Origin of the sequence: Streptomyces sp. WAC06614 (genome assembly GCF_003949795.1) — a bacterium.
GTDB lineage: Bacteria > Actinomycetota > Actinomycetes > Streptomycetales > Streptomycetaceae > Streptomyces.
In genome coordinates, this window is record NZ_RPRY01000023.1 from 16,818 (window position 1) to 43,017 (window position 26,200).

Consider the following 26,200-nt stretch of genomic DNA (forward strand, 5'->3'; position numbering starts at 1 on the left):
CCGCGGTGTCACGAACGGGAAGACAAGCGGAAGAGCACCGGAAGGAGGGAGACGGGAGGGCCTCAGCCCGGGCCGCCCGTCTCGGCGCCGGTCAGGACGGCGGCCAGTTCCGCCGGGTGACCCAGGGCGACGCAGTGGCCCGCGGCGATCTCCTCGGGGACCACCCCGAGACGTTCCCGTACGAGGCGGCGCAGGAAGCCGGGCGCAGGGACCATCCCGGCCACCAGCACCAGCACCAGCGCCCCCACCGGCCGGCGGGCGGAGACCAGCGGCGCCGTGAACGCACCGAACGACTGCCCCACGACCACCAGATCACGCCGCGCGCCGACCGCTCCCAGCACGGCCTCGGCATAGTCGTCCAACGTCAGCGAGTCGTCGTCACCGAGGTGTTCCTCGCCCATGCGTGCATGGCCGCACGCTGATCGACCGGCGTCTGTATCTGCCCGCCTCCTGGACGGACGACCGCGACCGGCTACTACATCGCCTACTGCCCCGCCGAAACCACCTTGGACGAGCTGATCCGCGTCGCGGGAAGCCGGTGGGCAGTCGAGGAATGCTTCCAGAGCGCGAAACAGGAATGCGGCCTGGACGACTGCCAGGTCCGCCGCTACGACGGCTGGCACCGCCACATCACCCTGGCAATGGCCACCCGCCCACGCCTGCCTCACCGTCCTGCGGGCCCGCGACCTCGACACGGGGAAAGCAGAAACGGATCCTCCCAGCTCATACCCCTCACCCTCCCGAAATCCGACGCCTGATCCACCACCTCACCCGACCCCGACCGAGCAACGACGACGTCCTGCACTGGTCACACTGGCGACGCAAACGACAGTTCCAACCCCGCATCAGCCACTACCAACAACGCGGCCACACACCACCCCGAAACCAACACACCGTCACAGAAAAGACCGTTGCAGTACTAGGTTTCATGGTGTTGGGACCGAGCCGATGCGTACGTGTCACGAATTTCTGCGATCGAAACACGTCCACTGTTAACTTCGATGGTCCAGAAATGCCAGCCGCTGCTGGCCTCGGCTCCGGCCGCTGCGGCGGCCGACTCAGGGCTGGCGTACGCTCGTGCGCCGAGTTCAACACGCCCGTCGGCGATCAAGGTTGCGTGGACATCGCCTAGCGCTGTCGATCCGATCAGTTCGACGCCGGGACTCAGGACACCGGTTTCAATCAGTCTGGGCAGGCTGAGATTCAAGTCGCGAGTTGAATCGCTATCGGTTACCTCGGACTCGTCAACCAACAGTACGTCATGAAAGGCCTGACAAACGTTTGGTAGCCCGCGGGCCGTCCGCAAGGCTGCACGGGCAGCACTGCTGTATTCGGCTTCTGTGGCTATGCGTGCCCGGATCCATTCCTCAGCCTGCGGAAAAACGCCAAGGGCTTTCGCAAGGTCCACTACCTCGCCCATCACGACCCGTCTGCCTTCTGTCAGACCAGTTCGATCGAGCCTGAATATTCGAATGCTCTCGGTAACCCGGTCTACGCTCTCTAGTGGGGTACGGGGCGTCAGCGCGTTGCGTCGCGCAACACCTACCATATCGAAGGACAGCATTACACTGTCACTCGCAACCAGAGGATCGAGCAGGACGGGCATTTCGCGGCTCAGCTCGCCCCCGGGAGAGCGAATACGCGCAGACTCGTTCAGCAAAGGAAAGTGGTCATGCTTTGTTCTTCGTGACCCATTTGTCACATCGTCCGTTGACGAGTTGCAGAATTCGCATGCAAGGCGGAAATTTTGGGGAACAAAAGCTAGCCAGTAGTAGCCTGTGTGAGAGGGATCTTCGGTGACCCGTCCTTTGGGTCTGAAATGATCGATATGTAGTCTGCTATGGGAAACTTTGCCTTCGCAGTACCAACATTTCCGGCCGCACAAGTCCACTAGCTCGGCTCGAAGCTTGGTCCAGTGGGACGTGTTTCTCCGCTCGAAGAACTTTTGAAGCTTTACTTTGTCGCCGTTGCATTCATCGACCTGCTTCTCCAGGGCGTCGGCGTCGGCACGCCACTGTGGCGGTACACTCAGCCGAGTGCTGTCCACGTGCCGCACTGTCAGAGCCCCCGGGTCAAGCGCTGATCGAAGAGTTGGGCTGCCAACGCTGCAAGCTCCTGAGAGTTCGGATAGCTGTCTCCGGTCGCGCTGGAGATGAGTTCTTTCCGGCGTCGATCTAGTTCGGCCAAGAATAGCTCGACCGCCTTCTCCCGATGAGATGGAGCAAAGCCGAGTTCCTCGAGCTTCTCGTTGAGCTCCCGTAGTCTATCGAGCTCGTCATGACTAAGCTTTCGGCGCCCCGCAAGCTCGTATTGTTCGTCGATCAACATCTGGGTATAGCTGTCGAGCTGGCTGGTGAGTCCGTAAAGCTCGGAGGTCAAGATTCCGCCGACTCCGCGACCGCGAGGGTCGTCAGCCGGCATCTCCGCACATGTCGAACCATCATTCGCACGCCGAAGGATCCTGAGCTGCTCACGGGGAACATTGGATACCAGGGCGGGATCATGCGTCGTGGCGATGAACTGCGACCTCTGTCCATCCTCCAGCATCTCGCGAATCGAGGCATACCAACTCTGACTCCATGCAGGGTGGAAATGCGAGGCTGGCTCGTCGAGGAGGAAGAGGGACTCCTCGCCTCGCTGTAGGCGGAGCATTCCGAGGACTACGAGCATCTGCTGCTCGCCTGCACTCAGATCCTGCGGCCGAATCTGATCACCGCTGCTTGTGATCAGCCTGACGTCCGCCGTCAAGATTTCTGCGGTCTGCAAGCGCTCCAGAGTGGCGAACATCGTCGCATCCGAGGCGAACAGACCTAGAAAGCTCGCGAGATCGTCGGGTGCGGCGATAGTGATCCGGAAATCGTCATAATTGCTGGGAATTGAGGAATCGGGTATTGCGCCGAACCGTCCCATGGACGCTACTTGGTCAAAGAGAGTCGGCGCAAATCCCTGAAGTCCCCAGTAAGGCAGTGCAGCATGCGAAGAATTTCTGAACCACGGGGGCCGTCGTACCGTTAGGTCGGCCGAAGCGAATCCTTGAATTCCGACATGCTTCTCCGTGTACCGGCTAAACCTCTCCGACCAATCAGGTAGGAGCGCGAGGAGAATTAGCGGAAGGTGCCGTCCGTCGCACTGGAATAGCGACCGCAGCCCCGGCTGGCTCTCGAGGCGATCCATTCCCTGCTTTCGGGCGGCGTCAAGATCGGCCTTTGCGTGACGTTCGAACTCCTCGTCCCAAACAGATTCTCCACTTGCCTGATAGCCGAATACATGGTCCGGAAGATGATGGTGCCAGTGCGCGCCATTCACCTGCTCAGCGGCACGGCCACTGGCTGAAATTTTCATCGTCGGTTGTGACCCCGCCGTCTTCTGGACGACGTGGACGGCTAGATCTCCGTGAATATACTTGACGCCGTAGCTGAAGCTGGCTTTCTTGGATCGCCGGAGACTTCCAAAGATCTCTACCAGAGCATGCAAGACCCTGGACTTGCCGCGCCCATTACGCCCTACGAGGACACCGACATCACGGGCGTCGTGAAGGTTGAGATGGAAATCGCGCAGGCCGCGATAGTTTGGAAGCTCCAATTCGACCAGGTGCACGTCCACTCCCCCCTTGATCATTCGGCGCCAACTCTCGCCATCGCCGATGAACCAGCTTCCGTTATTCGCTTTGCTCGGTGTCCTGCAGAGCGAGGCCCGCAGGGCGCAATGCGTCCGCGAGGGACATCAGCTCTGCCAGGGCAGATTCAAGCTCTTGTGCGATCTCGTCAGCAATCACATGAGGCTCGAGCAAGTCGTCCTCGTTGTCGGCCAACTCATCCTTAACGCTCGCCAGCAGCCGGAGATCGACCAGATCACGCTTCAGCAAGTAGTCGACGTCGTAGGGCTTGAATTGTTCGGACGGCTGCCGGAGCTCCCGGCTCTCGCCCGGGCGGTACGCGGCGACGAAGTCGTCCAGGTCTTCCCGCCGAAGGCGCTTCTGCTTCAGCGTGAAGTGCTGGTTGGTGCGGAAGTCGTAAACCCACAGCGTCTTGGTCTGAGGCTTGCCGTCCGCCCTCGGCGGAAGCTTGTCGAAGAAGAGCACGTTGGCCTTGACGCCGCCCGCATAGAAGATGCCGGCGGGCAGCCTCAGCAGCGTGTGCACGTCACACTGTTGGAGCAGGCGCCTGCGCAGGGTCTCGCCGGGGCCGCCCTCGAAGAGGACGTTGTCAGGGACGACGACGGCGGCCCGGCCTCCCGTCTGGAGCAACGTGTAGATGTGCTGGACAAAGTTCAGCTGCTTGTTGCTGGTGGTGACCCAGAAGTCGAGGCGGTGGTAGGCCAGGTCCTTGCGCTCGATCTCGTCATCCTCCCCGAAGACCATGATCGAGGACTTCTTCCCGAACGGCGGGTTGGCCAGGACGAGAGACGCATGCCGGGTCGGCGGCTTGGCCAGTGCGTCGCCCACGTCGATCAGCGACTCGCCGTTCGGCTGCCCGATGCCGTGTAGCAGCAGGTTCATTGCTGCAAGGCGGGCGGTTCCGTCGACCAGCTCGTTCCCGCGAATCGCACCAGCGCTCAAGCGCTCGCGCTGTTCGGGCGTGAGGCCTCTGTCGTGGTGGCTTTGGATGTACTCCGATGCGCTGAGGAGGAACCCGCCAGTACCGCAGGCGGGATCGACGATTGTGTCGTCGGGTGTCGGCTGCATGCAGTCCACGATCGCTCGGATGAGATCGCGCGGCGTGAAGTACTGTCCAGCCCCGGACTTGACGTCTTCGGCGCCCCGGGCGAGCAGAGCCTCGTAGGCATCGCCCTTGATGTCGACGCCCGTACCCGACCAGTTCTCCTTGCCGATGAGCTCCCGGATCAGTCGCTTCAGCTTCGCCGGGTCCTGGATGCGGTTCTGCGCCTTCTGGAAGATCCGGCCGAGCGTGCCGCCCTTGCCAGCGAGCTGCAACAGGATCTTCGTGTACGCCTCCTCGAGTTCCCTTCCCTCTGCGTCGAAGAGGATCTGCCAGGCGTTGAGACCGTCGAGGATATCGACCGGGTTCAGCCGACGGGTCTTCTGCTCATGGGCCATCTTGAGGAAGAGCAGATAGGTCAACTGCTCGACGTAGTCTGTGACCGAAACGCCGTCATCCCGGAGGACGTTGCAGTAGCTCCAGAGCTTGTTGACGAGGGCCTCGGCCTCAGCCATCCGCGGCAATGCGCCTGGCTTGGTCACAGCAGGGTCTCCTGTACTTCCTTCTTCGGCGTGCGCCTGCTGGCAACGCGCTTACGGGCTCCGGCTAGGGGCGTCGGGACGTCCGCCCGGGCTGCTTCCAAGAGGACGGACGCTGGCTCATCTTCTGGAACTTGTGGTACGAGTCGGCCGGAGAACGCGGTGCGGAGTAGTGCCTTTCGTATGGCGGCGAGGCGCTCCAGGCCGGCGGTCGCCGAGCTGTGGACCACATCCGCCATCTTTAGGCGTTCCTCGATCTCACTCACGAGCTGTTGCTGAACGTCCTGCGGTGGGATGGCGACCGGCAGCATCCGGATCTTGCTCAGGCTAATGGACGCAAGATTGACGCTCTGCTTCCCATTCCTCTCGCACCAGCGCTGTCCGAAGCCGTTGGCATGCCAGGCGAGCAATTTGGGATGGAGGACCTCTTGGTCGACGCGGGCGCGGAAGACATGGTTCTGGTGGATGCACTGAGGGATCTGTTCCTCCCAGATCCAGCCGCGTCCAAGCTTGTCGCGGTCGCCACCCTCGTTGAGAAGCACGTCGCCATGCTTCAGGTACAGCTGGTCGGCTTTCGCCGGCGCCACCTTGATGGTGGACACGTCGGAGAGCTCGAGGCGCCCGCGCTGCACATTGGCTACCCGAAGATAGGGCACCTCGACATAGGAGGGGTCGTTCTGCTTCTTTGTGTCCTTGGTGACGCCACCGACGACTGCAGCGATCTGGCCGAGCCGGGCCCAGCGCCAGTTCCGCGGAAGCGGGGGCAACTCACCGTCGTCGATTCCAGCGGGGGCGAGGTGGGCGGCCGCCCGCTGCGCCGGGGCAAGGCCCCCAGTGGTCGCGAAGTCCGTGATCCTGGTGCGGAGCCGGGACATCCGGGCGACCACGGTGTTCAGACTGGAGGCCACTGCGTCCAGCTGGGAGAGGCGGTCCTCGAGTTCGGCGACCAGGCGATGTTGCTCAGCTAGCGGCGGGATGCTGATCGGCCACCGTGCCAGGCGGGTGGCCCCAAGGTGGTGGATGCCGACGCCCCGGGCGTCTGCAGCGAAGGCACCGCGCAGAGCCTCATAGCGGAGGTAATGCAAGAGGTAGCGGGGTTCGACGCGCCGTGCCCTCACTCGGATCAGAGTGTTCTGGAGGCAGCAGTCCTCGATCTCGTCGTTCCACAGGGCCGGCTTGCCAACTTCGCCAGCGCTCCCTGACGCCTCGCCCACCACGATGTCACCGCGGCGCAGGCGATAGACCTCCGCCTCGTCGTCGGTGAAGTGCATAGTCTTCACATCATCGAGGAGGAGACCATGCCAGCCAACGTTGGCCGCGCGCAGGTAGGGGCGCATGTTGGTGCCAGTGTGGTTCTTCGGCGATCGTTGCCGGCCGAGGCGAACCTCCGCGAAATCTGCCAGCGGTGCTCGCAGCCAGCCAGGCGGCAGTTCGCTCATGCGGTGAGTTCCTGATCCAGCTCGTCTAGGACTGCCTCGGCGCGATCGTCGCCGAAGACGCGCAGGAACCCGTCGGTACCTCCGCGCTCAGTGAAGGGTACGCGGTCGAGGTCGGCTACATCGAACCGGACGCTGGTGGCCATGGTGTCGACAATCCGCTCAAGCCACCAGAGCTCGTCTGGGGTGAACACCACGCCAGCCTGGGCCTGGCGGGCAATCCAGTTGGCGAATCGCTCCTCGACGGTGGCCCTGTAGGGCCTCACCTCATTGTCCAGCCCCAACTCGAACCGGATCAACGAGACCAGGTCCGGCGGCCCATGCTTGACACCGGGAGTACTCACAGCCTGCCCCAGTTGCTCGTATGCCTGCCAGAGCCGTTCAACGGTCCACTGGTGTGGCGGCCTGGCAATTCGGGCAGCCAGGTCTCGAAGGCGCTGATATGCCTCTCGGGGGTGTACCTCCCGGCCACCTTGGCCAGTTAGTGCGACCTGAAGCGCGGCGATCTCATTACGATGCTCGGTGACGTACTCCCGCCAACTTGCGACGGTGGCTGGAGCATTCTCGACTGGCTCGGCGAATATCAGCTGGTCTGAGCTGACCTCGTCGTAGACGATGCGCTGGTTGGTCCGGATATAGATCAGCAGGTCTCGGAGTTCTTTATTAGCAGCCAGCGGTTGAACAGCCTTCTGCACTTCGTCGTGCACACCTTGGGCGCCCTTGGTGCGCCGGACCTCGTCGAGATGGTCAATGTCGACTGCCTTCATGATCCGTCCGATGACAGTGTCGAGTGGTTCGCCGGCAAGACGGCTGATTTCGCCGTGGTCTTCGGCGGTCAGGGTACGCGCGAGTCGCGACAGCCGAAGGGCCAATTCTTCGGCCTCGTCTTCATTAATGGTATGGCCTGCGGTTTTACTCAACAATTTCCGTAGCGCGGTGCGCTTGGCGTCGTCCCTCTCAACGGCTGGGGTTTCACGCTTGTGGCTTTCCGTGACCCCGATTGCGTCGATTACGACAAACCTGGTCTTCTCTGCAACATCGGGGGTTACTGCCCGCAGCTCGGTAGGGTCGATGGTACGGGATCCGCGACCGCGCATTTGTTCAAAATAAGCCCAGCTCTTAACGTCGCGCAGGAACAGCACGCATTCGATCGGGCGTACATCGGTGCCTGTGGCGATCATGTCGACCGTTACTGCTACCCGCAGCTCCGGCGTGTTGCGAAATTCGGATAGGAGTATGTCCGGTTTCGCGACCGATCCGGTGATTTTCTTGCAGAAATCATTTCCCTTTCCGAAGACGTCGCGGACCATTTCCACGACCTCATCGGCGTGAGCTTCGCGTCGTGCGAAGATCAGTGTCTTAGGCACCATTCTTTTGTCCGGGGCCACAGCCTGCCGCTCCGGAAAGATCACCGGGATGTTGTCGCGGAAGGTGGTGAGTACGGTACGCAGCTGCCCCACGCTGATGACATCGGAACCCACCTGGCTCGCGCCATAAGCGAACTCTTCGTCCAGTTCCTCGTAGCGGCGACGCCGCGTGCGGCGATCCGCGATCGGCACATGTGTGTCGACCGGAATTACAGACCCTTCCTCTGTGATTTGCGTACGAATCCGATACGTGCTGTAGTCCACGGCAACGCCATCCGCCACGGCTTGCTCGTACGTGTACTCGCTAACCAATCGATGGAAGAATCCAAAAGTCTGTGCGACAGGCGTTGCAGTTAGGCCGACCAAGTGCGCGTCGAAATACTCGATGACGGCGCGCCATTTGCCGTAGATCGACCTGTGGCATTCGTCGATGATGATGAGATCGAAGGACTCTGGGGGCAGTCTGTCGTTGTAGATGACGGCTGCCGGTGCCCCTGGGTCTACTGCCTCCTCTTCCTCTTCGAAGGAAGATACGTCACTGTAGTCATCCGATGGGCCGGGATCTTCGCCTTTCAGCAACTTTGCCACACGATGGATCGTCGAGATGACGACCTTGGACGATTCCAGAACGGTCGATCCGGTCAATTGGTCTACGTTGTAGAGCTCCGTGAACTTTCTGCCGTCGTCCGGGGTGGTGTAATTGGTGAATTCGGAATGAGCCTGCGCGCCCAGGTTGTTTCGGTCCACCAGGAAGAGAATCCGCTGAGCCTTGGCATGCTTGAGTAGCCGGTAGGCGGCCGTGACCGCGGTGTAGGTCTTGCCTGCGCCGGTTGCCATCTGGATCAGAGACCGACGGTCGCCCCTGCGTAGCGCTGCCTCCAGCCCTTGCACTGCGTCGAACTGGGCCGGCCGCAGTCGGCCGCTGACGACATCTTGGTAGTCGAGCGCCGGCAGGCGCTCACGGAGCCGAGCCCGATAGGTTGGGGCGCCCAGGTCTGCGTCTGCTTCCCGCATCCATCGGGCCAGTGTTTCGGGCCGATGGAACGAGTGCACGTCGCGGGTGCGCGAGTCTGGGTCGAGCGCGTCACGGAATCGGACAATTCCACCGTCGCTGACATATCGGTAGGGCAGCGGTGTCTGCCAGGCTTGAAGGTCTTGGGTTGCTGTCAAGCCTGCGGCGTAGCGGTCCGCCTGGCGCTCGGCGACCGCCAGATCAGCACCCTCGTGTTTGGCCTCGATCACACCGACGAGTTTGGTGTCCAGGTACAACAGATAGTCCGCACGGCCCGCAGCCGTCGTGACCTCACGGACGGCAACACCACGAGCCGCGTACAGGCTTTGGCTTCCTTGTCCGTCCTGCACGGACCATCCCGCCTCAACAAGCATGTCGTCGATCCGGTCTCGGACCCGTGCCTCGCTGAGAGGCTCTTGGGATGCCCGTCGTGCGCTGGAGGCGAGGGCTTCCCGCTGCCGCGCGGTCGGCCGCTTTCCAATCCGCTCGTCATCGAAGCGCTGCTGGAGAAGGGTCCTCTCGTCCGCTAGGGCCTTGAGGAGGTCAGCCACCGCGGCCTGAGCCGCTGCGGCCCGGGTTAGGTCGGCAGCTGCGCTGGCGCGAGCCTGTTCCAACGACCGCTCAGGTGCGAGATCTCGGTCGGTGTAGGTGATGCGAGAGGTCTCGAGATCGCGGCACGCGGCGTCGATCTCCTCACGGATGGCCTGAAGCTCGGGGCCTTCAGTCTCGGCGGCCAGCAGTGGGGGAGGGAGCTGAGGAGGGATGAAGGGGATCTGTTCGCGGTCGCCGGTCAGCAGACGGTGGTACCAGACGCCCAGCCGAAAGCACCGCCGAACCGTTCTCAGGGCCGCTAGCTCTGCGGCGAAGTGATTGGGCGCTGGCCCGAGGTTTGGCCTGCGGAGATCGTCGAACAACTCTCGGATGGCTTGATCGAGGAAGCCGGCTCGGACTAGGGCGTGCAACCGGCCGGCGTGGTCACCCCGTCGAGGCGTAATGCCAGATCGGCGGATGAGGTCAGCGGCCAGGACCTCGCCGAACTTGCGGCCTTGGATCAGGGCCGTATCCGGGACATCGAACGCGTTGGCTTCCGTGCCAGCACCGTAGAGGAGCAGCAACGGCTGGTGCGACAGCAGAAAACCGAAGTTCGCAGATCGAGCAGCCAGCTCCTGCAGGCGCGGGTCGATACGGCTGGGCGCCTGGCTCAAAGGATCCTCCCCCAATAATCACTTCGCATCAGATCTAGTGAGATCGCACAACGCTACCCAATCTCGACGGCCCGTGGCGACGAACGGGCCTGAGGGCAGTACCGCAGAGATTGCGTGGTGTTCGTCCGGCCAGCCGATGTGCGTTCCTGTGTGCTTCACCTCGACGCCGCTGGCTGTCACGCAGTGCGGCCCAGCCCCTGCTTGGTGCGCGCTGAGTGACGAGCAGGTCACTGAACGAAAGAGTGGCCCGGCCCTGCACCTGATGCTGACATCGATATCTCCTGTGCGGCGGCCTCGTGAACGGTATCGCGCGCCGCCGTTCCGGACGCCGGCCACGGAGAGTTCCAGATCACTCAGGCTGACGCCTTCCAGGCTTCGGCAAGTGAGCGTACTGAGGGGAACCGACCCGTCGGCGCTGCCGTTGTGGCTCGCTGGATCACGGTCAGCTGGCCGCGGCTACCGCGCCACTGCTTCTCCTCGTCGTCGGCGTCGAGGAGGAGCCGCCGCGCCCTGCCGGGTGAACACGGTCGTACGGATGTCGATCACCGAACCCCGTACGAACTCCTCCGGTGGCCATGTACCGGCTGGAGCCGGGGAGCCGGTCGGCGTCCAGCGTGAATGTCCCTGCCGGTACTCGTCGAGGTCGCACAGCCTTATCCGCCCCTCTTCGAAGTCATGCAGCATGCAGCCGTCGTAGAGGTCGACGGCCACGAGTCCTGTGTCCTCCACGGCCAGATGGGCATCCAGGATGGTGTCCAGGGCGGCGTGGACCACGGGAAGGCAAGCCTGCGGAATCGGGCCATTAGGCTGTCGGGCGCCGTTCTGCCACCGCTTCGTGACCTCGTGGGATGATAGAGAACTTCGCCAGCACCCAGGGGTAGACGAGAGCCAGCCCCTCATCCGTCGAGATCCTGTGTAGGAGGGGCGTGATGGCTGGGTGCGCGACGGCCTGGTGCACGGCGACCGCTCCGCGCAGCGAGGACACCGCTGCCGGTGCGGAAGAGGTCTTCACGAACCATCTCCGCCCATCGATCAGGACTCCGTACGAGATGCACCCGGAGTCCTGATCGGCGAAAGTACGAAAGATCGTTCCGATCTCCGCAAGGTAGGCGTCGACTGCGCTGATGTGGGGGACGTCAAGGAGGGGATGCGGCGTCATGCTTGTGATCGTGTCAAGTCCGGTCCGACCTCGTGGTGAGTTTCCCGGTCGAAGCACGAATCCCCGCCCCCGCTCGGAACATTCGCCCACGGCAGACGTGGAAGAGGCGCAAGGGGCTGGAACGCTCGCCCGGACCATGTCAACGTACAACGTCCGAGAAAACACCAGGTCAGAAAGGCCCGGTGCTGTATGCGGCCGCCGGGCTCGCCGCGCCCTCGATCGTGTCATCGCTTCAGGAGATCCTCTGCCCAAGACCGTCCCTCGCCGCTCTGCGGCTCTTGGCCCCTTTCTGACCACTCTCAGCGCTCCGTATGCATGAAGTGCCCTCCGGCATCATCGCCATGGCGGCCTCACCGCCCTGATCCGTCCCTGTCTCCGTACGGCCGGCCTTCTTGCCGATGACCTCCTCCAAGATCTCTACCGCCAGGATCGAGCAGTCTTCGCCCGCACGGCCGCGTACCCAGGAGTGAGTGTCGTAGGCAGCCTGTGGAGTGGGGCTCGGAGGAGGAAGTCCCACGAAGTCTCGACCCCGTTGTCAGCGACGGGGTTGTGATTGTCGAGAACGAGGCCCAGGGGCGATCGCCGTGCTCATTTCGGGTGGCTACCTGACACCTCTTGCCGGCGCCGCGCACCCACGCTGAGGCGTACGTATAACCGACGATCCCCGGTTAGCCAAACCGGGGATCCTCCAGACCATTGACGTAGTTCGCGCCGCCTACTTGGCGGTGGCGTGGTGCGGGCTGCCCTGTCCGAATCCGTTTGCGGCCCCTTACATGCCCTGTGCAGATACTGCGCGGGCGTCGTCGGAAGCCCAGGTGAAGCAGAAAGACCTGATCATGTGCGAAACCCTGCTCTCTGTTCCCCGCGTAGCCCAGATCCTCGACATCAGCCGAAGGTCCGTGTACCGCTAGATCTCTTCGGGCGAGCTGTCGGTTGTCGACCTGCGTACCGGCACTGAGCGCTCGCGTGTCCGCATCCCGAGCGGGGACGTGCATGAACTGGTCCGGCGGCGTACTGCTGCCTCGCCCCGGCGCTGAGTCCAGTCTCACCCCCAGACGTGTTAGCGGCGAGAGCCGTCGGCGTTCAGAAGACAATCGGAAAGGGAATATGCCGTACCTGCGCAAGCTGGCCTCCGGAAACTGGCAGGCCACTGTCAGAAACCATGCTGGCGAGCGGTTCACCGAAACGTTCCCTCTGCGCACGCAGGCCCGCGAGTGGGGCCTGGAGCAGGAAGCGAAACTTCGCCGGAATGCCTATCAGGATCCGCAGGCTGGGAAGATCAAATTCGCTGAGTGGCACGACCGCTGGTGGGAAGCCCGAGTTGTGGAACCCCACACGCAGCGGGGTGACGCATCGTGTATACGCACCCATATCGCGCCATACTGGTCTGATTGGGGAGTGCGCGCGATCGCCCGTCTGGATGTGCAGTCCTGGGTGCGGAAGATGGTCGTGGACAAGAAGGGGGCCTCGGCGATCCGGCGGGCCTACAACCTGATGTCCTCCATCATGCGAGCGGCGGTCGACGAGAACCTCATTGCCGTGACGCCGTGCAGGCGCATCGACTTGCCCCGGGAGGCTGTCAAGCCGCCGCAGTGGTTCACCGTGGAGGAGGCCCAGGCCATCCTCGGCGAGCTCCAGCAGCCGTGGCAGACGATGGCTTTGCCGGCCTTCTACACCGGCCTGCGATGGGGAGAGCAAGCTGGCCTTCACGGGCACCGCATCGACGGGCGGCGAAGCCGCTTGTTCGTCGTGGAGGTCAATACGAAATCGGGCATCAAGGAGTACCCGAAGAGCTCGAAGAGCCGCCGCGAGGTCCCGATCCCAGAGCACGTGCTCGATGCGCTTGCCCGCCACATGAGAGGCCGCGACCGCTCGGGTGTCGTCTTCACCACCGTCACGAAGGGCCGGACCGGCCGGCTGCTCGACGACGGCAACTGGCGGACCCAGACGTGGTGGCCGGCGGTGAAGAGCGCGCACTACACAGAGGCCGACGGGACGATCATGCCGGTGCCGCACTACCCGCCACACTCGATGCGCCACACCTGTGCCTCCTGGCTGGTCCAGAAGGGCGTGTCGCTGTACGAGGTACAGCACCTCCTTGGGCACGAGAGCTACCAGACCACACAGCGGTACGCCCACCTTGCTCCCGATGCTCACCAGGCGGTTCTCGGTGCCTGGGAGCGGCTGGACTCCCAGCTGATCGTTCCCGCGGGTGCCACCTCCAACAAGGGCAGCAGCACCAGCCGGTAGCGGTGGGTGATCACGCCCATCTCGCCAATCACGCCTTCCTCGGCGCTGCCGGCCACACCCACCAGGGTGTGGCCGGCAGCGCCGTGCTTGTTTCCGCTGCCCTGGCTACCGGGTTTCCTGCATCGCGGCTCAGCTTGAACAGCGCGCTCGCCCGTAACGCACACCGACGCTGGTGACGCTCGTTTGACGTACGGCCCTTCGAGAGGCGAAGCGAAATGGCCTCTGACCTGCGGTTTTGTTCGCCACCCTAGGTGTCCACATCTTCCCGATGACGCATCACGTGGAGTGCGTGGCGATCCTGGAGCCGGTGGAGAAGGGCTTCTGACCTGCCGTTCCTCTGAGTGCGCGGGAGGGGTGCGACGGGCGTCGGGTGCGATGCACCGGCCCGTCGGCACGGCTCCGGGAAGGGTCGTCAGCCGGATCCGCCCAGGACGATCTTCCATACTCGGGTCGCCACCTGGAGGTTGAGCCGGTCTTCGACGTTCGCGAGGTCGTTGCCGCTGATCTCGCGGATGCGCTGCAGCCTGTAGCGCAGCGTGCTGCGGTGGATCGCGAGGGACGCTGCGGCCTCGTCGTAGTTGCCGCCGCAGTCGAAATACCGGGAGAGGGTCTCCACCATGGTTGCGTGGTGTCGGGAGTCGTAGTCGATGAGCTGCCCGAGCCACTCGTGGACGAACCCCTCCAGTTCCCGGTGATCGGCGCCAGGTCCCAGGATGCGGTACAGCCCGAGCTCGTCGAAGAAGGTCGTGCCGTACCGCTCACGGGAATGGAGACGCACTTCGAGGGCGCGCCGGGCCTCCCGGTAGCGGTGGGGGATGTCGGGCACGGAGTCGGAGGGGGCGCTCACCCCGATCGTTCCGGACGGTGTTCCGGTCTCCCGGGCGAGCGCCTCGTGCAGCGCGCGAGCGTGCGGCCTGTCGTCAGCGACCAGGACCACGTGGTCGGAGCGTCGGGTCACCAGCGAGTGCATGCCGACGGCAGAGGCCGCCCGGCCCACGGCCCGGGCGAACGAATCGTCCGCGGTTCGGTTCGACCACTCCACGACGACGACGTAGTGGCTGCGGTGCAGGTCGTGTCCGACCGCCTCGGACCGGGCGTAGGCGCTCGCGGCATCCGTTCCTGCCAGCAGGTCGTCGACCAGCTCACGGTGCAGCCTCAGCTCCACTTCGGCCAGAGTGCGCAGGTGCGTCAGCTCCAGGGCGAGCGAGGCGGCGGCGTGCTCCAGTGCGCACAGGGTGTGTTCGTCGGCCTCACCGAGGGCGTCGACCAGTGCCAGTACGCCCAGGATCTCGCCATGGGGGCGTACCAGAGCGATCAGCCGGTCCTTCATCCGTACGGGGCCGGCCTCCCGGGCGACGGCGTGCAGCATGTGGTTCCGGCGGACGGGGTCCGGTTCCGGGTAGGGGTCGGGGCGGCCGGCACCTGACCAGGCCTTCAGCCGTCCGAAGCGGTCTTCGACCAGTGCCGGAAGTCCGGTGAGCTCGTGCAGTGCGCGGGTGACGGCCTCTTCACCGCCGCCCGAGGCGGCGATGTCGGCCATGAGCGCGTGAACGGCCCGCTGGTTCCCCAGCTCGGACACCACGGAGTTCAGCTGCCGCTGAAGAGCCGCGCGGTCCTCCCTGACCCGGTGGAGCTCCTGCGCGGCCTCGCGTTGGAGGCGCTGCGCGAAGGCGACCGACAGAGCAGCGGCGGTGTGCCGGACGAGCGTGGCCAGCAGGGACCGCTGGGCCCTCGTGGGCCGGGTTCGGGAGGTCACCACCAGGTAGCCGTGAAGCCTCTCCGTCCCGCGTAGCCCCAGGGCCCGGCCCCAGGGCCTGTCGAGGACGGTCACAGGCCCGTCCTGCCCCTCCAGTTCCCGAACCCTCCGGTCCACGGATGCGGCCCGGGCGCGAGCGTTCCCCGGGCTGGGGACCAGGTCGCCGTCGACCTCGAGGTATCCGGCTTCGGCACGGTAGGGCCCGGCGGCTGCTACGTGGTGCATGGCCAGGCGCAGGATCTCGCCTGCGCTCGGGGCTTCGAACAGGGCGCGGGAGAGCTCCGTCACTTCGTGGAGGGCACGGGCGGTCGGCCCCTCGGCCGATGGGCGCGGCTCTCTCCGCCCATCCGCGCGGTGCCGCCCGGCGCTACCCGGGGGAAGGCTGCCCTCCCCATCGGAGCAGCGGCCGTGCACGTGGTGCGACCGGCTGCCGGCCATGGGATCACTCCGTTCTCTCCGGAGCCCCGGGGAGGCGATCGTCCCTGCGTCTACCCCAGCGGGGGCGGCTCATCCGAGGGGTCCGGATTCTTCCCCCTCGTACTCGGGGGGCCACCGGGCCCGTGCACTTCTGACTCGTCAGGAGCAGGCGCGGAGCCACCCGGCTGACGATCCTGGACAGGGTCTGGCAGCCCGCCGTACCGAGAGGAGTCTTCTCATGGCCAAGGCAGTGGGTCTCGACCTGGGTACCACGAACTCGGTGATCGCCGTGTGGGAGGGCGGGGAGCCGTCCGTCGTACCCAGCAGCGAGGGCAACCGCACGACACCGTCCGTAGTGGCGTTCACCGACACCGGCGAGCGTCTGGTGGGCCAGATGGCCCGACGCCAGGCGATTCTCAACCCCAAGGGGACCATCTACTCGGCCAAGCGGTTCATCGGCCGGCACTTCGACGAGGTCTCCGACGAGGCCAGGGCGGTCGCGTACGACGTCGTCGAGGGCGACGGCGGGGCGGCCCGTTTCAAGGTGCGCGACAAGGTGTACGCGCCTGAGGAGATCAGCGCCCAGGTGCTGCGCAAACTCACCGAGGACGCGTCCAAACAGCTCGGGGAACGGGTCACGGAGGCGGTCATCACGGTGCCCGCCTATTTCAACGACGCGCAGCGCACGGCCACCAAGGACGCCGGCCGGATCGCCGGACTGGAGGTGCTGCGGATCATCAACGAGCCGACCGCCGCAGCCCTCGCCTACGGCATGGACAAGCAGCAGCACGAGACCGTCCTCGTCTTCGACCTGGGCGGCGGGACCTTCGACGTGAGCATCCTCGACGTCGGCGACGGCGTGGTGGAGGTGCGTTCCACCGCCGGTGACAGCCACCTGGGCGGCGACGACTTCGACCGGCGTCTGGTGGATCACCTCGCGGACGACTTCCAGAAGGAGAACGGCATCGACCTGCGCAAGGACCCGCAGGCGCTGCAACGCTTGTTCGAGGCCGCGGAGAAGGCCAAGACCGAGCTGAGTTCGGTGACACAGACGCAGGTCAGCCTGCCGTTCATCACCGCCGACGCCTCGGGCCCCAAGCACCTCACCGACTCGATCAGGCGGTCCACCTTCGAGCAGATCACGAGCGACCTGGTGGAGCGGTGCCTCGGACCGGTCCAGCAGGCCATGACCGATGCCAAGGTCGGCGAGAGCGACATCGACGAGGTCATCCTCGTCGGCGGCTCCACCCGCATCCCCGCCGTTCAGGCCCTCGTGCGCCGGCTCACCGGCGGCAAGGAGCCCAACATGAGCGTCAACCCCGACGAGGTCGTGGCCTTGGGCGCCGCGATCCAGGCCGGGGTGCTCAAGGGCGAGGTCAAGGACGTCCTGCTGCTCGACGTCACCCCGCTGTCGCTGGGTGTCGAGACACGGGGCGGCGTGATGACGAAGATCATCGAGCGGAACACCACCATCCCGGTGCGCCGCTCCGAGACCTTCTCCACCGCCGAGGACAACCAGCCCGCCGTCGACATCGTCGTCCTCCAGGGCGAGCGCGAGCTGGCCGCCGACAACCGGGTGCTGGGGCGGTTCCAGCTCACCGACATCCGGCCGGCGCCGCGGGGCGAACCGCAGGTCGAGGTCACCTTCGACATCGACGCCAACGGGATCCTCAACGTCACGGCCCGCGACCGGGACACCGGCAAGGAACAGGGCATCACGATCAGCGAGAGCTCCAACCTGGACCGCAGCGAGGTCGACCGCATGGTCCAGGAGGCCGAGCGGAACCAGGGGCAGGACCAGGCGCTCCGCGAGGCCGTCGACGCCCGCAACGAGCTCGACGCCGTCGCCTACCAGGTCGAGAGGCGCCTGGCGGAACTGGGCGACGCGGCCCCCGCGCACGAACGGGCACGCGCCGAGATGCTGGTCTCCGATGCCCGGGCGGCGGTCAAGGAAGAGGCGGGCGTCGAGCGCGTGCGGCCCCTGGCCTCCGAACTCCAGCAGTTGCTCGCCGGGCTGGCGGCCCACCGGGGCGCCGCCGCCGACACGGGCGGCCCGGGGCCGGACCCCACCACCGGCGGTCCCACGAGCGGCAGTGGCAGTGACGACGAGGACGACGTCATCGACGCCGAGTTCGCGAAGGACTGAGGAACCGCCATGTCCAGCCACCCCAGGGAAACCGACCCGGCCGTGCCCGAGCACACCGGTCCGGGCGCCCAGGGCGCCGTAGCCCCTTCCCCCGGGGATGCGCCGCGCTCGGACCCGCCGACGGGGCGGGTGCCCGTCACGGACGGGCACCCCGGACCCGGTGGGGCCGGCGGCGGCCCCGCACCGTCCGAGGACGAGTACGCGGCCGAGCTGGAGGAACTGCAGGACCGCTGGAGGCGCGCCCTCGCGGACCTCGACAACCTGCGCAAGCGCCACGCCAGGGAACTGGAGCGGGAGCGGACGGCCGAGCGTTCCCGGACGGCCGCCGCCTTCCTGCCCGTCCTGGACAACCTCGAACTCGCCCTGACCCATGCCGGCGCCGATCCCGGTGCCATCGTGGAGGGCGTCCAGGCGGTCCGCGACCAGGCGGTGAACGTCCTCGAACTGCTCGGCTACCCGCGGCACGCGGAGACCGGCACCGCGTTCGACCCGGCCCGGCACGAGGTGGTCGGCGTCGTCCAGGACCCCGACGCCCCGCCGGGCACGGTCGTCGACGTGCTGCGCCCGGGCTACGGGGACGGCGAGCGGCAGCTCAGGCCCGCCGCCGTGACGGTCGCGAAACGGGAGTGACCGGTCATGGCACGGGACTTCTACGAGGTGCTGGGCGTGCCGCGGACCGCGAGCCAGGACGAGATCCAGCAGGCCTATCGCACACTCGCCCGCAAGAACCACCCCGACGTCAACAAGGACCCGCGGGCGGAGGAACGCTTCAAGGACCTCAACGAGGCGTACAGCGTCCTGTCCGACCCGAAGACCCGGGCCCGCTACGACCGTTTCGGCGAGGATTTCCGCAAGATCCCCGAGGACTTCGACGAACGGGTCGCGGCCGGCGCGGGCGGCGGCTTCCGCGCCCGGAGGACCACGGGCGCGGGTGGCCCCCGCGTCCGGTACGCCACCGGCTTCGGCGACGACTTCGGGGCGGAGGACATCGACATCGAGGACCTGTTCGGTTCGATCTTCGGGGCGGGCGCCGCCCGCGGCGGTGTACCGGGAGCCGACCAGGAGGCCGAGCTGCCGCTCACCGTGGAGGAGGCGTTCCAGGGCGGCCGTCGCACCGTCACACTCGCCGGACCGACCGGGCAGCCGCGACGGTACGAGGTCGACGTGCCGCCGGGCGTCACCGACGGACAGCGCATCCGGCTGGCGGGGGAGGGGGGTCGGGGGAGCGGTGGCGCCCCCGGAGGCGACCTGTACCTGCGGGTGCGTGTCCGGCCCCACCCGCAGTTCCGGCTGGACGGCCGCGATGTCCACGTCCAGGTCCCCCTCACCCCCTGGGAAGCGGCCCTTGGTGCGACCGTGCCCGTGCCCACCCCTGGCGGTGGCACGGCCAAGGTCACCGTGCCCGCGGGCTCGTCCAGCGGTCGGCGCCTGCGGCTGCGCGGTGAGGGCATGCCCGACCCGCGCGGCGCCGACGGCGACCTGTACGCCGAACTCCGCATCATGGTTCCGCCCACCCTGGGCGACCGGGAGCGCGAACTGTTCGAGGAGCTCGCCGCCACCTCCCCCTTCGACCCCAGGAGGACACGATGATCGACCGACCCGCGGGAGCGGCAGGCATCGGCCGGGCCGGCACGGGCGACCGTCCCGTACGCACGGGCACCGGCCCCACCGCCGCGACGGCCGTCCGGTACGCGCTCGTGCCCGTCCGCAGACTCTCCCTGGACGCCGTGGCCCGTCGCTCGGGACTCCACCCCGACCTGATCCGCCGGTTCGTCGCCCTCGGACTGGTCGACGCCGACCGCGACGCTTCGGGGCACCTGGTGTTCGACCCCACGGCCCCGGCGGTGCTCGCCCGCATCCAGCGGCTGCGTTCCGGGCTCTGCCTCAACTACGCCTCGATCGGCCTGGTGCTCGACCTGCTCGATCGCATCAGTCTGCTCGAAGCCGCCCTGCGAGGGCGCGGCACGAGGAGTGAAAACCCCCCATGGACATGAATCGTCTCACCCAGAAGTCCCAGGAAGCCCTCCAGGAGGCCCAGACCGCGGCCGTCGGCATGGGGCAGACCGAGGTCGACGGGGAACACCTGCTGCTCGCACTCCTCGACCAGGAGGACGGCCTGATCCCGCGATTGGTGCAACAGGCCGGTGCCGCCCCGAACGAACTGCGCGCGGCCGTGCGCGGGGAACTCTCCCGGCGCCCGAGGGTCACCGGCCCCGGCGCGGCCCCCGGCCAGGTCTTCGTCACCCAGCGTCTGGCCCGCCTGCTCGATGCCGCCGAACGGGAGGCCAAACGCCTCAAGGACGAGTACGTGTCCGTGGAGCACCTCCTGCTCGCCCTGGCGGAGGAGGGCTCGTCGACCACCGCCGGGCGTCTGCTCAAGGAGGCCGGCATCACCAGGGACTCGTTCCTGGGCGCGCTCACCCAGGTCCGTGGGAACCAGCGCGTCACCTCCGCGAACCCCGAGGTGGCCTACGAGGCTCTGGAGAAGTACGGCCGCGACCTCGTCGCCGAGGCACGGAGCGGCAGCCTCGACCCGGTCATCGGCCGGGACGCCGAGATCCGCCGCGTCACCCAGATCCTCAGCCGCAAGTCCAAGAACAACCCGGTCCTCATCGGCGACCCGGGCGTCGGCAAGACCGCCATCGTCGAGGGTCTCGCCCAGCGCATCGTCCGCGGCGACGTGCCCGAAGGACTCCGCGACAAGATCGTGTTCGCCCTCGACATGGGCTCCCTGGTCGCCGGGGCCAAGTACCGCGGTGAGTTCGAGGAACGGCTCAAGGCCGTGCTCAGCGAGGTCAAGGCCGCCCAGGGAGGCATCCTGCTCTTCGTCGACGAACTGCACACCGTCGTCGGCGCGGGCGCCGCCGAAGGAGCCATGGACGCGGGCAACATGCTCAAGCCGATGCTCGCGCGCGGTGAACTCCACATGATCGGCGCGACCACCCTCGACGAGTACCGCAAGCACATCGAGAAGGACGCCGCCCTCGAACGCCGCTTCCAGCAGGTACTGGTCGACGAGCCGAGCGTGGAGGACACCGTCTCCATCCTGCGCGGACTGCGCGAACGCCTGGAGGTCTTCCACGGAGTGAAGATCCAGGACACCGCGCTGGTCTCCGCCGCCACCCTCAGCCACCGCTACATCACCGACCGGTTCCTGCCCGACAAGGCCATCGACCTCGTGGACGAGGCGTGCGCCCGGCTGCGTACCGAGATCGACTCCATGCCCGCCGAACTCGACGAGATCACCCGCCGCGTCACCCGCCTGGAGATCGAGGACGCCGCCCTCTCCAAGGAGACCGATCCCGCCAGTGAGGCCCGCCTGGCGGAGCTGCGCAGGGAACTGGCCGACCTGCGCGCCGAGGCCGACGCCAAACGCGCCCAGTGGGAGGCCGAGCGGCAGGCGATCCGCCGCGTGCAGGAGCTGCGCCAGGAACTGGAGCAGGTCCGCCACGAGGCGGAGGAGGCCGAACGCGCCTACGACCTCAACCGCGCCGCCGAACTCCGCTACGGACGCCTCCAGGAGCTGGAGCGCCGCCTCGCCGCGGAGGAGGAGCAACTGGCCGCCAAGCAGGGGCAGAAACGGCTGCTGCGCGAGGTCGTCACCGAGGAGGAGATCGCCGAGATCGTCGCCGCCTGGACCGGCGTCCCCGTCGCCCGCCTCCAGGAGGGCGAACGCGAGAAACTGCTGCGCCTCGACGAAATCCTGCGCGAGCGCGTCATCGGTCAGGAAGAGGCGGTCAAGCTCGTCGCCGACGCCATCATCCGCGCCCGCTCCGGCATCCGCGACCCCCGCCGCCCCATCGGCTCGTTCATCTTCCTCGGCCCCACCGGCGTCGGGAAGACCGAGCTGGCCAAGACCCTGGCCCGAGCCCTGTTCGACTCCGAGGAGAACATGGTCCGGCTGGACATGAGCGAGTACCAGGAGCGGCACACCGTCAGCCGGCTCATGGGCGCCCCGCCCGGATACGTCGGCTACGAGGAGGGCGGCCAGCTCACCGAGGCCGTACGCCGCAAGCCCTACTCGGTCGTGCTGTTCGACGAGATCGAGAAGGCGCACACCGACGTCTTCAACACATTGCTGCAGATCCTCGACGACGGCCGCATCACCGATGCCCAGGGCCGCACCGTCGACTTCCGCAACACCGTGATCATCATGACGTCCAACATCGGCTCCGAGCACCTCCTCGACGGCGCCACCGCCGAGGGCGAGATCAAACCCGAGGCCCGTGCCCTGGTGATGGCCGAGCTGCGCGGACACTTCCGCCCGGAGTTCCTCAACCGGGTCGACGACATCGTGCTGTTCAAGCCGCTCGGCGAGCGGCAGATCGAGCGGATCGTGGAGCTGCAGTTCGACGAGCTGCGGCAACGGCTCGCCGAGCGCCGCATCACCGTCGAACTCACCGACGCCGCCAAGCAGCTGATCGCCCACCAGGGCTACGACCCGGTGTACGGGGCCCGTCCGCTGCGGCGCTACATCTCCCACGAGGTCGAGACGCTGGTCGGACGCGCCCTGCTGCGCGGCGACGTCCAGGACGGTGCGACGGTGCGCGTCGACGCCGAGCACGGAGAGCTGGTCGTCACCTACGACGGCCAGGACGAGGCCTGGGAGGCGAAGGCGGCGTGAACACCACCCGGACGACGACGGTGACCTGCCCGAACTGCGGGCGCGGCAACCGGATCCCGGTGGCCGCCGAGGGCCGGCCCGGGTGCGGCCACTGCAAGCAGCCGCTGCCCTGGCTGGTGGACGCCGGTGACGACGACTTCGCCGAGGTGGCCGAGCGCGCCACCGTACCCGTCGTCGTCGACCTCTGGGCCACCTGGTGCGGCCCCTGCCGCATGGTCAGCCCCGCCCTCGAACAGGTCGCCCGCGACCTCGCCGGACGGATCAAGCTCGTCAAGGTCGACGTCGACAGGAACCCACAGCTCAGCCGCCGGTTCGAGGTACAGGCCGTTCCGACCCTCCTCGTCCTCGACCGGGGCGAGCAGGTCGCCCGCCGGGCCGGCGCGGCACCCGCGCACGTGCTGCGCGCGTGGGTCGAGCAGGCGATGGCGGGCCGCCCGGTCGCCGACCGCGGCTGAACCCGCCCCGCACGGAAGGAGAACCCCATGGCCACGATCCCCGACCCCCACCTGGCGATGGTGAGCCCGGTGACACCACGTACGCCGCAGGGCTTCCAGCCGGGGGAGGACCGGCGCTGGTGCTTCGTTCACGAGGTCCTGGTCCGATGAACACGACCGAGTACGAGCAGGGTGCGGTCCGTGAGACACCCGACCGGTACGGGGCGTTCCCGCGTCTGACACCGGAGCAGCTCCAGGACCTGGCCGCGCACGGTGAACGCCGCAGGGTCGACGAGGGCGAGGTGCTGTACCGGGAGGGTGATCCGTTCCGGGAGTTCCTCGCGATCCTCAGCGGCACCGTCGAGATCCTCCACGACCACGGCGGGCCCGAGGAGCGTACGGTGGCCGTGCACGGGCCGGGCAGGTTCCTCGGTGAACTCGGCCTGCTGGAGGGCCAAGCCGCCTTCGACACCGCCGTGATGCGTCAGGCCGGCGAGATCCTGGCCGTTCCGGTGGAGCGGCAACGCGCCCTGGTCGGCCGCGACCCCGTCCTCGGCGACCTGATCCTCCGCGCCTATCTGGGCCGCAGGTACCTGCTCATCGGCCTCGGTGCCGGCTTCCGGATCCTGGGGTCGAGCTATTCACCGGACACGTTGCGGCTGCGTGAGTTCGCCGCCCGTAACCGGCTGCCCCACCGATGGGTGGATCTGGAGAAGGACAAGGAGGCTGATGCGCTGCTGCGCCGGTTCTCGATCCGGCCCGAGGAGACCCCTGTCGTCCTCTGGAAGGGCGAGCGGGTGCTGCGCAATCCGAGCAACGCCGAACTCGCCCGGCTCATCGGGCTGCCCGCCCCCTTGCCGGAGGCCGCGCGGTGCGACGTGATGGTGGTCGGCGCGGGCCCCGCGGGACTCGCCGCCTCGGTGTACGGAGCCTCCGACGGCCTCACCACGGTCACCGTCGAGGCGGTGGCCACCGGAGGCCAGGCCGCCACCTCGTCGCGCATCGAGAACTACCTCGGCTTTCCGTCGGGCATCTCCGGGGGCGAGCTCATCGAACGCGCGGTGCTCCAAGCCCATAAGTTCGGTGCTCACCTCATGGTGCCGGCCCAGGTCGCGGGGCTCACCCCGCAGGGTCACGAGTACGTCGTCACCTTCACCGACGGGTCCCGTACGCGGGCAGGTACCGTGGTGCTCGCTTCGGGTGTGTGGTACCGCCGGCTGGAGGTCCCGGACATCAGCCGCCTGGAGGGCATCAGCGTCCACTACGCGGCGACCGTCCACGAGGCCAGTCTCTGCCAGGCGGATCCGGTCGCCGTGGTGGGTGGCGGGAACTCCGCCGGGCAGGCATCGCTGTTCCTCGCGAACCACGCGTCCCAGGTCCGTCTTCTCGTCCGGGGCAGTGACCTCAACGCTGACATGTCGCGTTACCTGGTGGATCAGGTGGAACAGCATCCGAAGATCGAGGTGCTGCTCCACACCGAAGTCCGGGGCGTCGGCGGGGAGGAGAAGCTGGAGTCGTTGGTCGTCGAGGACACCGCGAGCGGTGAGCGCCGCGAGCTGCGGGCCGCAGCGCTGTTCGTGTTCATCGGGGCCCGGCCGCGCACGGATTGGCTCAAGGGCGTGCTGGCCCTGGACGAGAAGGGTTTCGTCCTCACCGGCGCAGACGCCCGGGCGGCGGCCGACGCGTCCCGCTGGGAGTCGCTCGGCCGGGGTCCGCTGCTGCTGGAGACGACCCTTCCGGGGGTCTTCGCCGCCGGCGACGTCAGGAGCGGTTCGGTCAAGCGAGTGGCCTCGGCCGCCGGTGAGGGGGCCATGGCGATTCGCTTCGTGCACGAACACCGGGAGGTGACGGGCAACCTGGTCCGCCCCTGACGGCGTACGGCAGGCGGCCGGACCCTCGATCGTGGAGGGAGCCGACGAGAAAGGTCGGGTCATGCACAGGTCGCCTCAGGACGTCACGGTCGTGGTCCTCCTGGCGGATCCGGACGCGCCGACGGACATCGCTCGGCGCATGACCCGGGCCCTTTCCGGTCGGCTCGCCGACAAGGCGGGCCAGGGGCGGTTCGACGTCAAGGTGGTCAGTGAGCCCTTCAGCGCGGGGACCGAGGACCCGCCCACCTTGATGCGTCGGATCAAGGACCGCGGAAGCACGGAGGACTGGGACATCGTCGTGGCCCTCACCGACCTTCCGCTGCACGCCCACGGTCGCAGGCTCGTGGCGGACCTGAGTCACGACCACGGGTTGGCGCTGCTTTCGCTTCCCTCTCTGGGGGGTCTGCGCCTGCAGACGAGGGCACGGCGGGCGGTGGAAGAGGCCGTGCTGGACCTGGCGGGCCCGCAGGACACCGGTGCTCGGGAGCGACCGCGAGGTCGACGGCGTCCACAACCGCTCGGCGTTCGTCTCACGCCCGTTCGTCCGGGCCGGGTCGGTGAGGAGGAGACCGCCGATCTGCGGTACGTCGTCAGCGGGCCCCGCGGATACCTGCGGGTGCTCGCCGGTATGGTCCGTGCCAACCGGCCTTGGCGCTTGGTGCCGGGGCTGTCGAAAGCCTTGGCGGCCGCACTCGCCACGGGCGCGGTCGCCACCGTGAACTCCACCGTCTGGAGTCTCGCCGAGGCCCTGAGCGCACCGCGCCTCGTGATCGCCATGGTCGGCTCTGTCGCGCTCATGATCGGCTGGATCGTCGTGGACGCGCAGTTGTGGCACCGCACGGCGGAAGGTTCCCCGGAGGCGAGGCAGAGGGCGAGGCTCTACAACACCTCGACGGTACTGACCGTGGGCATCGGGGTGCTGGTCTGCTACGTGGGTCTGCTGCTCATCAACGTCGTGTGGGCGCTGTTCATCCTCAACGACCAGGTGTTCGCTTCGCTGACACGCGAGCCGCTGGACGCAACGGACTTGTGGACGTTGTCATGGTTCGTCGCTTCGACCGCGACCGTGGGCGGCGCGCTGGGCTCAGGCCTGGAGAGCGACGAGGCCATCCGGGCCGCCGCCTATTCCAAGCGGGAACAGGAACGACGCCAGATGGCCAGGGACGGCCACGGCGACCAGGGGGCGACCTGAGTCGGAGGACCGGCTCATCGCCCGGGCGCGGATTCCCCGAAGTGCGAGCGCAAGGTCGGGTACAGGTGGGGTGGGGCGGTGAGGGCGTCCAGGCCCAGGAGGGCTGCGCCCATGACCGGCGGGGTGGTCAGGAC

Annotated in this window: 18 protein-coding genes and 1 pseudogene; 11 read left to right on the forward strand and 8 right to left on the reverse strand. The window is 66.9% G+C overall.

The genetic code is table 11. The features are described 5' to 3' along the window. Positions 1–62: 62 nt before the first annotated feature. Positions 63–401, reverse strand: a complete 339-nt coding sequence (locus tag EF918_RS05275) for a hypothetical protein (protein WP_125641506.1) — start codon at positions 399–401, stop codon at positions 63–65. 72 nt (positions 402–473) lie between these two features. On the opposite strand from EF918_RS05275, the pseudogene EF918_RS37975 reads away from it, so the two are divergent. Beyond that, positions 474–996: pseudogene (locus EF918_RS37975) on the forward strand (hypothetical protein); the annotation flags it as partial. Here EF918_RS37975 and EF918_RS05285 read toward each other — a convergent pair. The 6 genes from EF918_RS05285 to EF918_RS38965 form a co-directional block, all read right to left on the reverse strand. After that, positions 920–2,047 carry a hypothetical protein gene (locus tag EF918_RS05285; protein WP_125641509.1) on the reverse strand — a complete coding sequence of 376 codons (1,128 nt, stop codon included), beginning with the start codon at positions 2,045–2,047 and terminating at the stop codon, positions 920–922. The pseudogene EF918_RS37975 and the gene EF918_RS05285 overlap by 77 nt on opposite strands. Positions 2,048–2,058: 11 nt before the next feature. Beyond that, the gene (locus tag EF918_RS05290) at positions 2,059–3,597 is read right to left on the reverse strand and encodes an AAA family ATPase (protein ID WP_185921601.1); all 1,539 of its coding nucleotides are present in this window, start codon (positions 3,595–3,597) and stop codon (positions 2,059–2,061) included. A gap of 61 nt (positions 3,598–3,658) precedes the next feature. Next, on the reverse strand, positions 3,659–5,200 hold the full coding sequence (locus tag EF918_RS05295; RefSeq protein WP_312847811.1) for a class I SAM-dependent DNA methyltransferase: 1,542 nt from the start codon (positions 5,198–5,200) through the stop codon (positions 3,659–3,661). Continuing rightward, positions 5,197–6,636 (reverse strand): restriction endonuclease subunit S, encoded by a 1,440-nt coding sequence (locus EF918_RS05300; protein ID WP_125641516.1) that lies wholly within the window; start codon positions 6,634–6,636, stop codon positions 5,197–5,199. The genes EF918_RS05295 and EF918_RS05300 overlap by 4 nt, the downstream gene beginning before the upstream one ends. Continuing rightward, complete coding sequence (locus EF918_RS05305; protein WP_260609820.1) at positions 6,633–10,217, reverse strand: DEAD/DEAH box helicase family protein; 3,585 nt, start codon at positions 10,215–10,217, stop codon at positions 6,633–6,635. Before EF918_RS05305 ends, EF918_RS05300 begins: the two co-directional genes overlap by 4 nt. Positions 10,218–10,673: 456 nt before the next feature. Further along, positions 10,674–10,991, reverse strand: a complete 318-nt coding sequence (locus tag EF918_RS38965) for a hypothetical protein (protein WP_312847812.1) — start codon at positions 10,989–10,991, stop codon at positions 10,674–10,676. A gap of 1,492 nt (positions 10,992–12,483) precedes the next feature. On the opposite strand from EF918_RS38965, the gene EF918_RS05320 reads away from it, so the two are divergent. Then, positions 12,484–13,626, forward strand: coding sequence for a site-specific integrase (locus tag EF918_RS05320; RefSeq protein ID WP_260609821.1), 1,143 nt, complete (start codon positions 12,484–12,486; stop codon positions 13,624–13,626). Between the two features lie 412 nt (positions 13,627–14,038). Here EF918_RS05320 and EF918_RS05325 read toward each other — a convergent pair whose 3' ends face one another. Continuing rightward, positions 14,039–15,820, reverse strand: a complete 1,782-nt coding sequence (locus EF918_RS05325) for a helix-turn-helix domain-containing protein (RefSeq protein ID WP_125641519.1) — start codon at positions 15,818–15,820, stop codon at positions 14,039–14,041. Between the two features lie 217 nt (positions 15,821–16,037). Here EF918_RS05325 and dnaK point away from each other — a divergent pair, with 217 nt between their 5' ends. From dnaK to EF918_RS05365, 9 genes are all read left to right on the forward strand, one after another. After that, on the forward strand, positions 16,038–17,945 hold the full coding sequence (gene dnaK / locus EF918_RS05330) for a molecular chaperone DnaK (RefSeq protein ID WP_125641523.1): 1,908 nt from the start codon (positions 16,038–16,040) through the stop codon (positions 17,943–17,945). A 9-nt stretch (positions 17,946–17,954) separates the two neighbouring features. Next, positions 17,955–18,575, forward strand: a complete 621-nt coding sequence (locus EF918_RS05335; protein WP_125641526.1) for a nucleotide exchange factor GrpE — start codon at positions 17,955–17,957, stop codon at positions 18,573–18,575. Positions 18,576–18,581: 6 nt separating this feature from the next. Beyond that, positions 18,582–19,535, forward strand: coding sequence for a DnaJ C-terminal domain-containing protein (locus EF918_RS05340; RefSeq protein WP_125641529.1), 954 nt, complete (start codon positions 18,582–18,584; stop codon positions 19,533–19,535). Further along, positions 19,532–19,939 carry a chaperone modulator CbpM gene (locus EF918_RS05345; RefSeq protein WP_125641532.1) on the forward strand — a complete coding sequence of 136 codons (408 nt, stop codon included), beginning with the start codon at positions 19,532–19,534 and terminating at the stop codon, positions 19,937–19,939. The genes EF918_RS05340 and EF918_RS05345 overlap by 4 nt, the downstream gene beginning before the upstream one ends. Further along, positions 19,930–22,569, forward strand: coding sequence for an ATP-dependent chaperone ClpB (gene clpB / locus EF918_RS05350; RefSeq protein WP_125641536.1), 2,640 nt, complete (start codon positions 19,930–19,932; stop codon positions 22,567–22,569). The genes EF918_RS05345 and clpB overlap by 10 nt, the downstream gene beginning before the upstream one ends. Then, positions 22,566–23,024, forward strand: a complete 459-nt coding sequence (gene trxA, locus EF918_RS05355) for a thioredoxin (RefSeq protein WP_125641541.1) — start codon at positions 22,566–22,568, stop codon at positions 23,022–23,024. Before clpB ends, trxA begins: the two co-directional genes overlap by 4 nt. A gap of 27 nt (positions 23,025–23,051) precedes the next feature. Then, positions 23,052–23,174 (forward strand): hypothetical protein, encoded by a 123-nt coding sequence (locus EF918_RS37980; protein ID WP_260609827.1) that lies wholly within the window; start codon positions 23,052–23,054, stop codon positions 23,172–23,174. Then, positions 23,171–24,874, forward strand: a complete 1,704-nt coding sequence (locus EF918_RS05360; protein ID WP_125641544.1) for an FAD-dependent oxidoreductase — start codon at positions 23,171–23,173, stop codon at positions 24,872–24,874. Before EF918_RS37980 ends, EF918_RS05360 begins: the two co-directional genes overlap by 4 nt. A 61-nt stretch (positions 24,875–24,935) precedes the next feature. After that, positions 24,936–26,066, forward strand: coding sequence for a hypothetical protein (locus tag EF918_RS05365; RefSeq protein WP_125641563.1), 1,131 nt, complete (start codon positions 24,936–24,938; stop codon positions 26,064–26,066). The last annotated feature ends 134 nt before the right edge of the window (positions 26,067–26,200 follow it).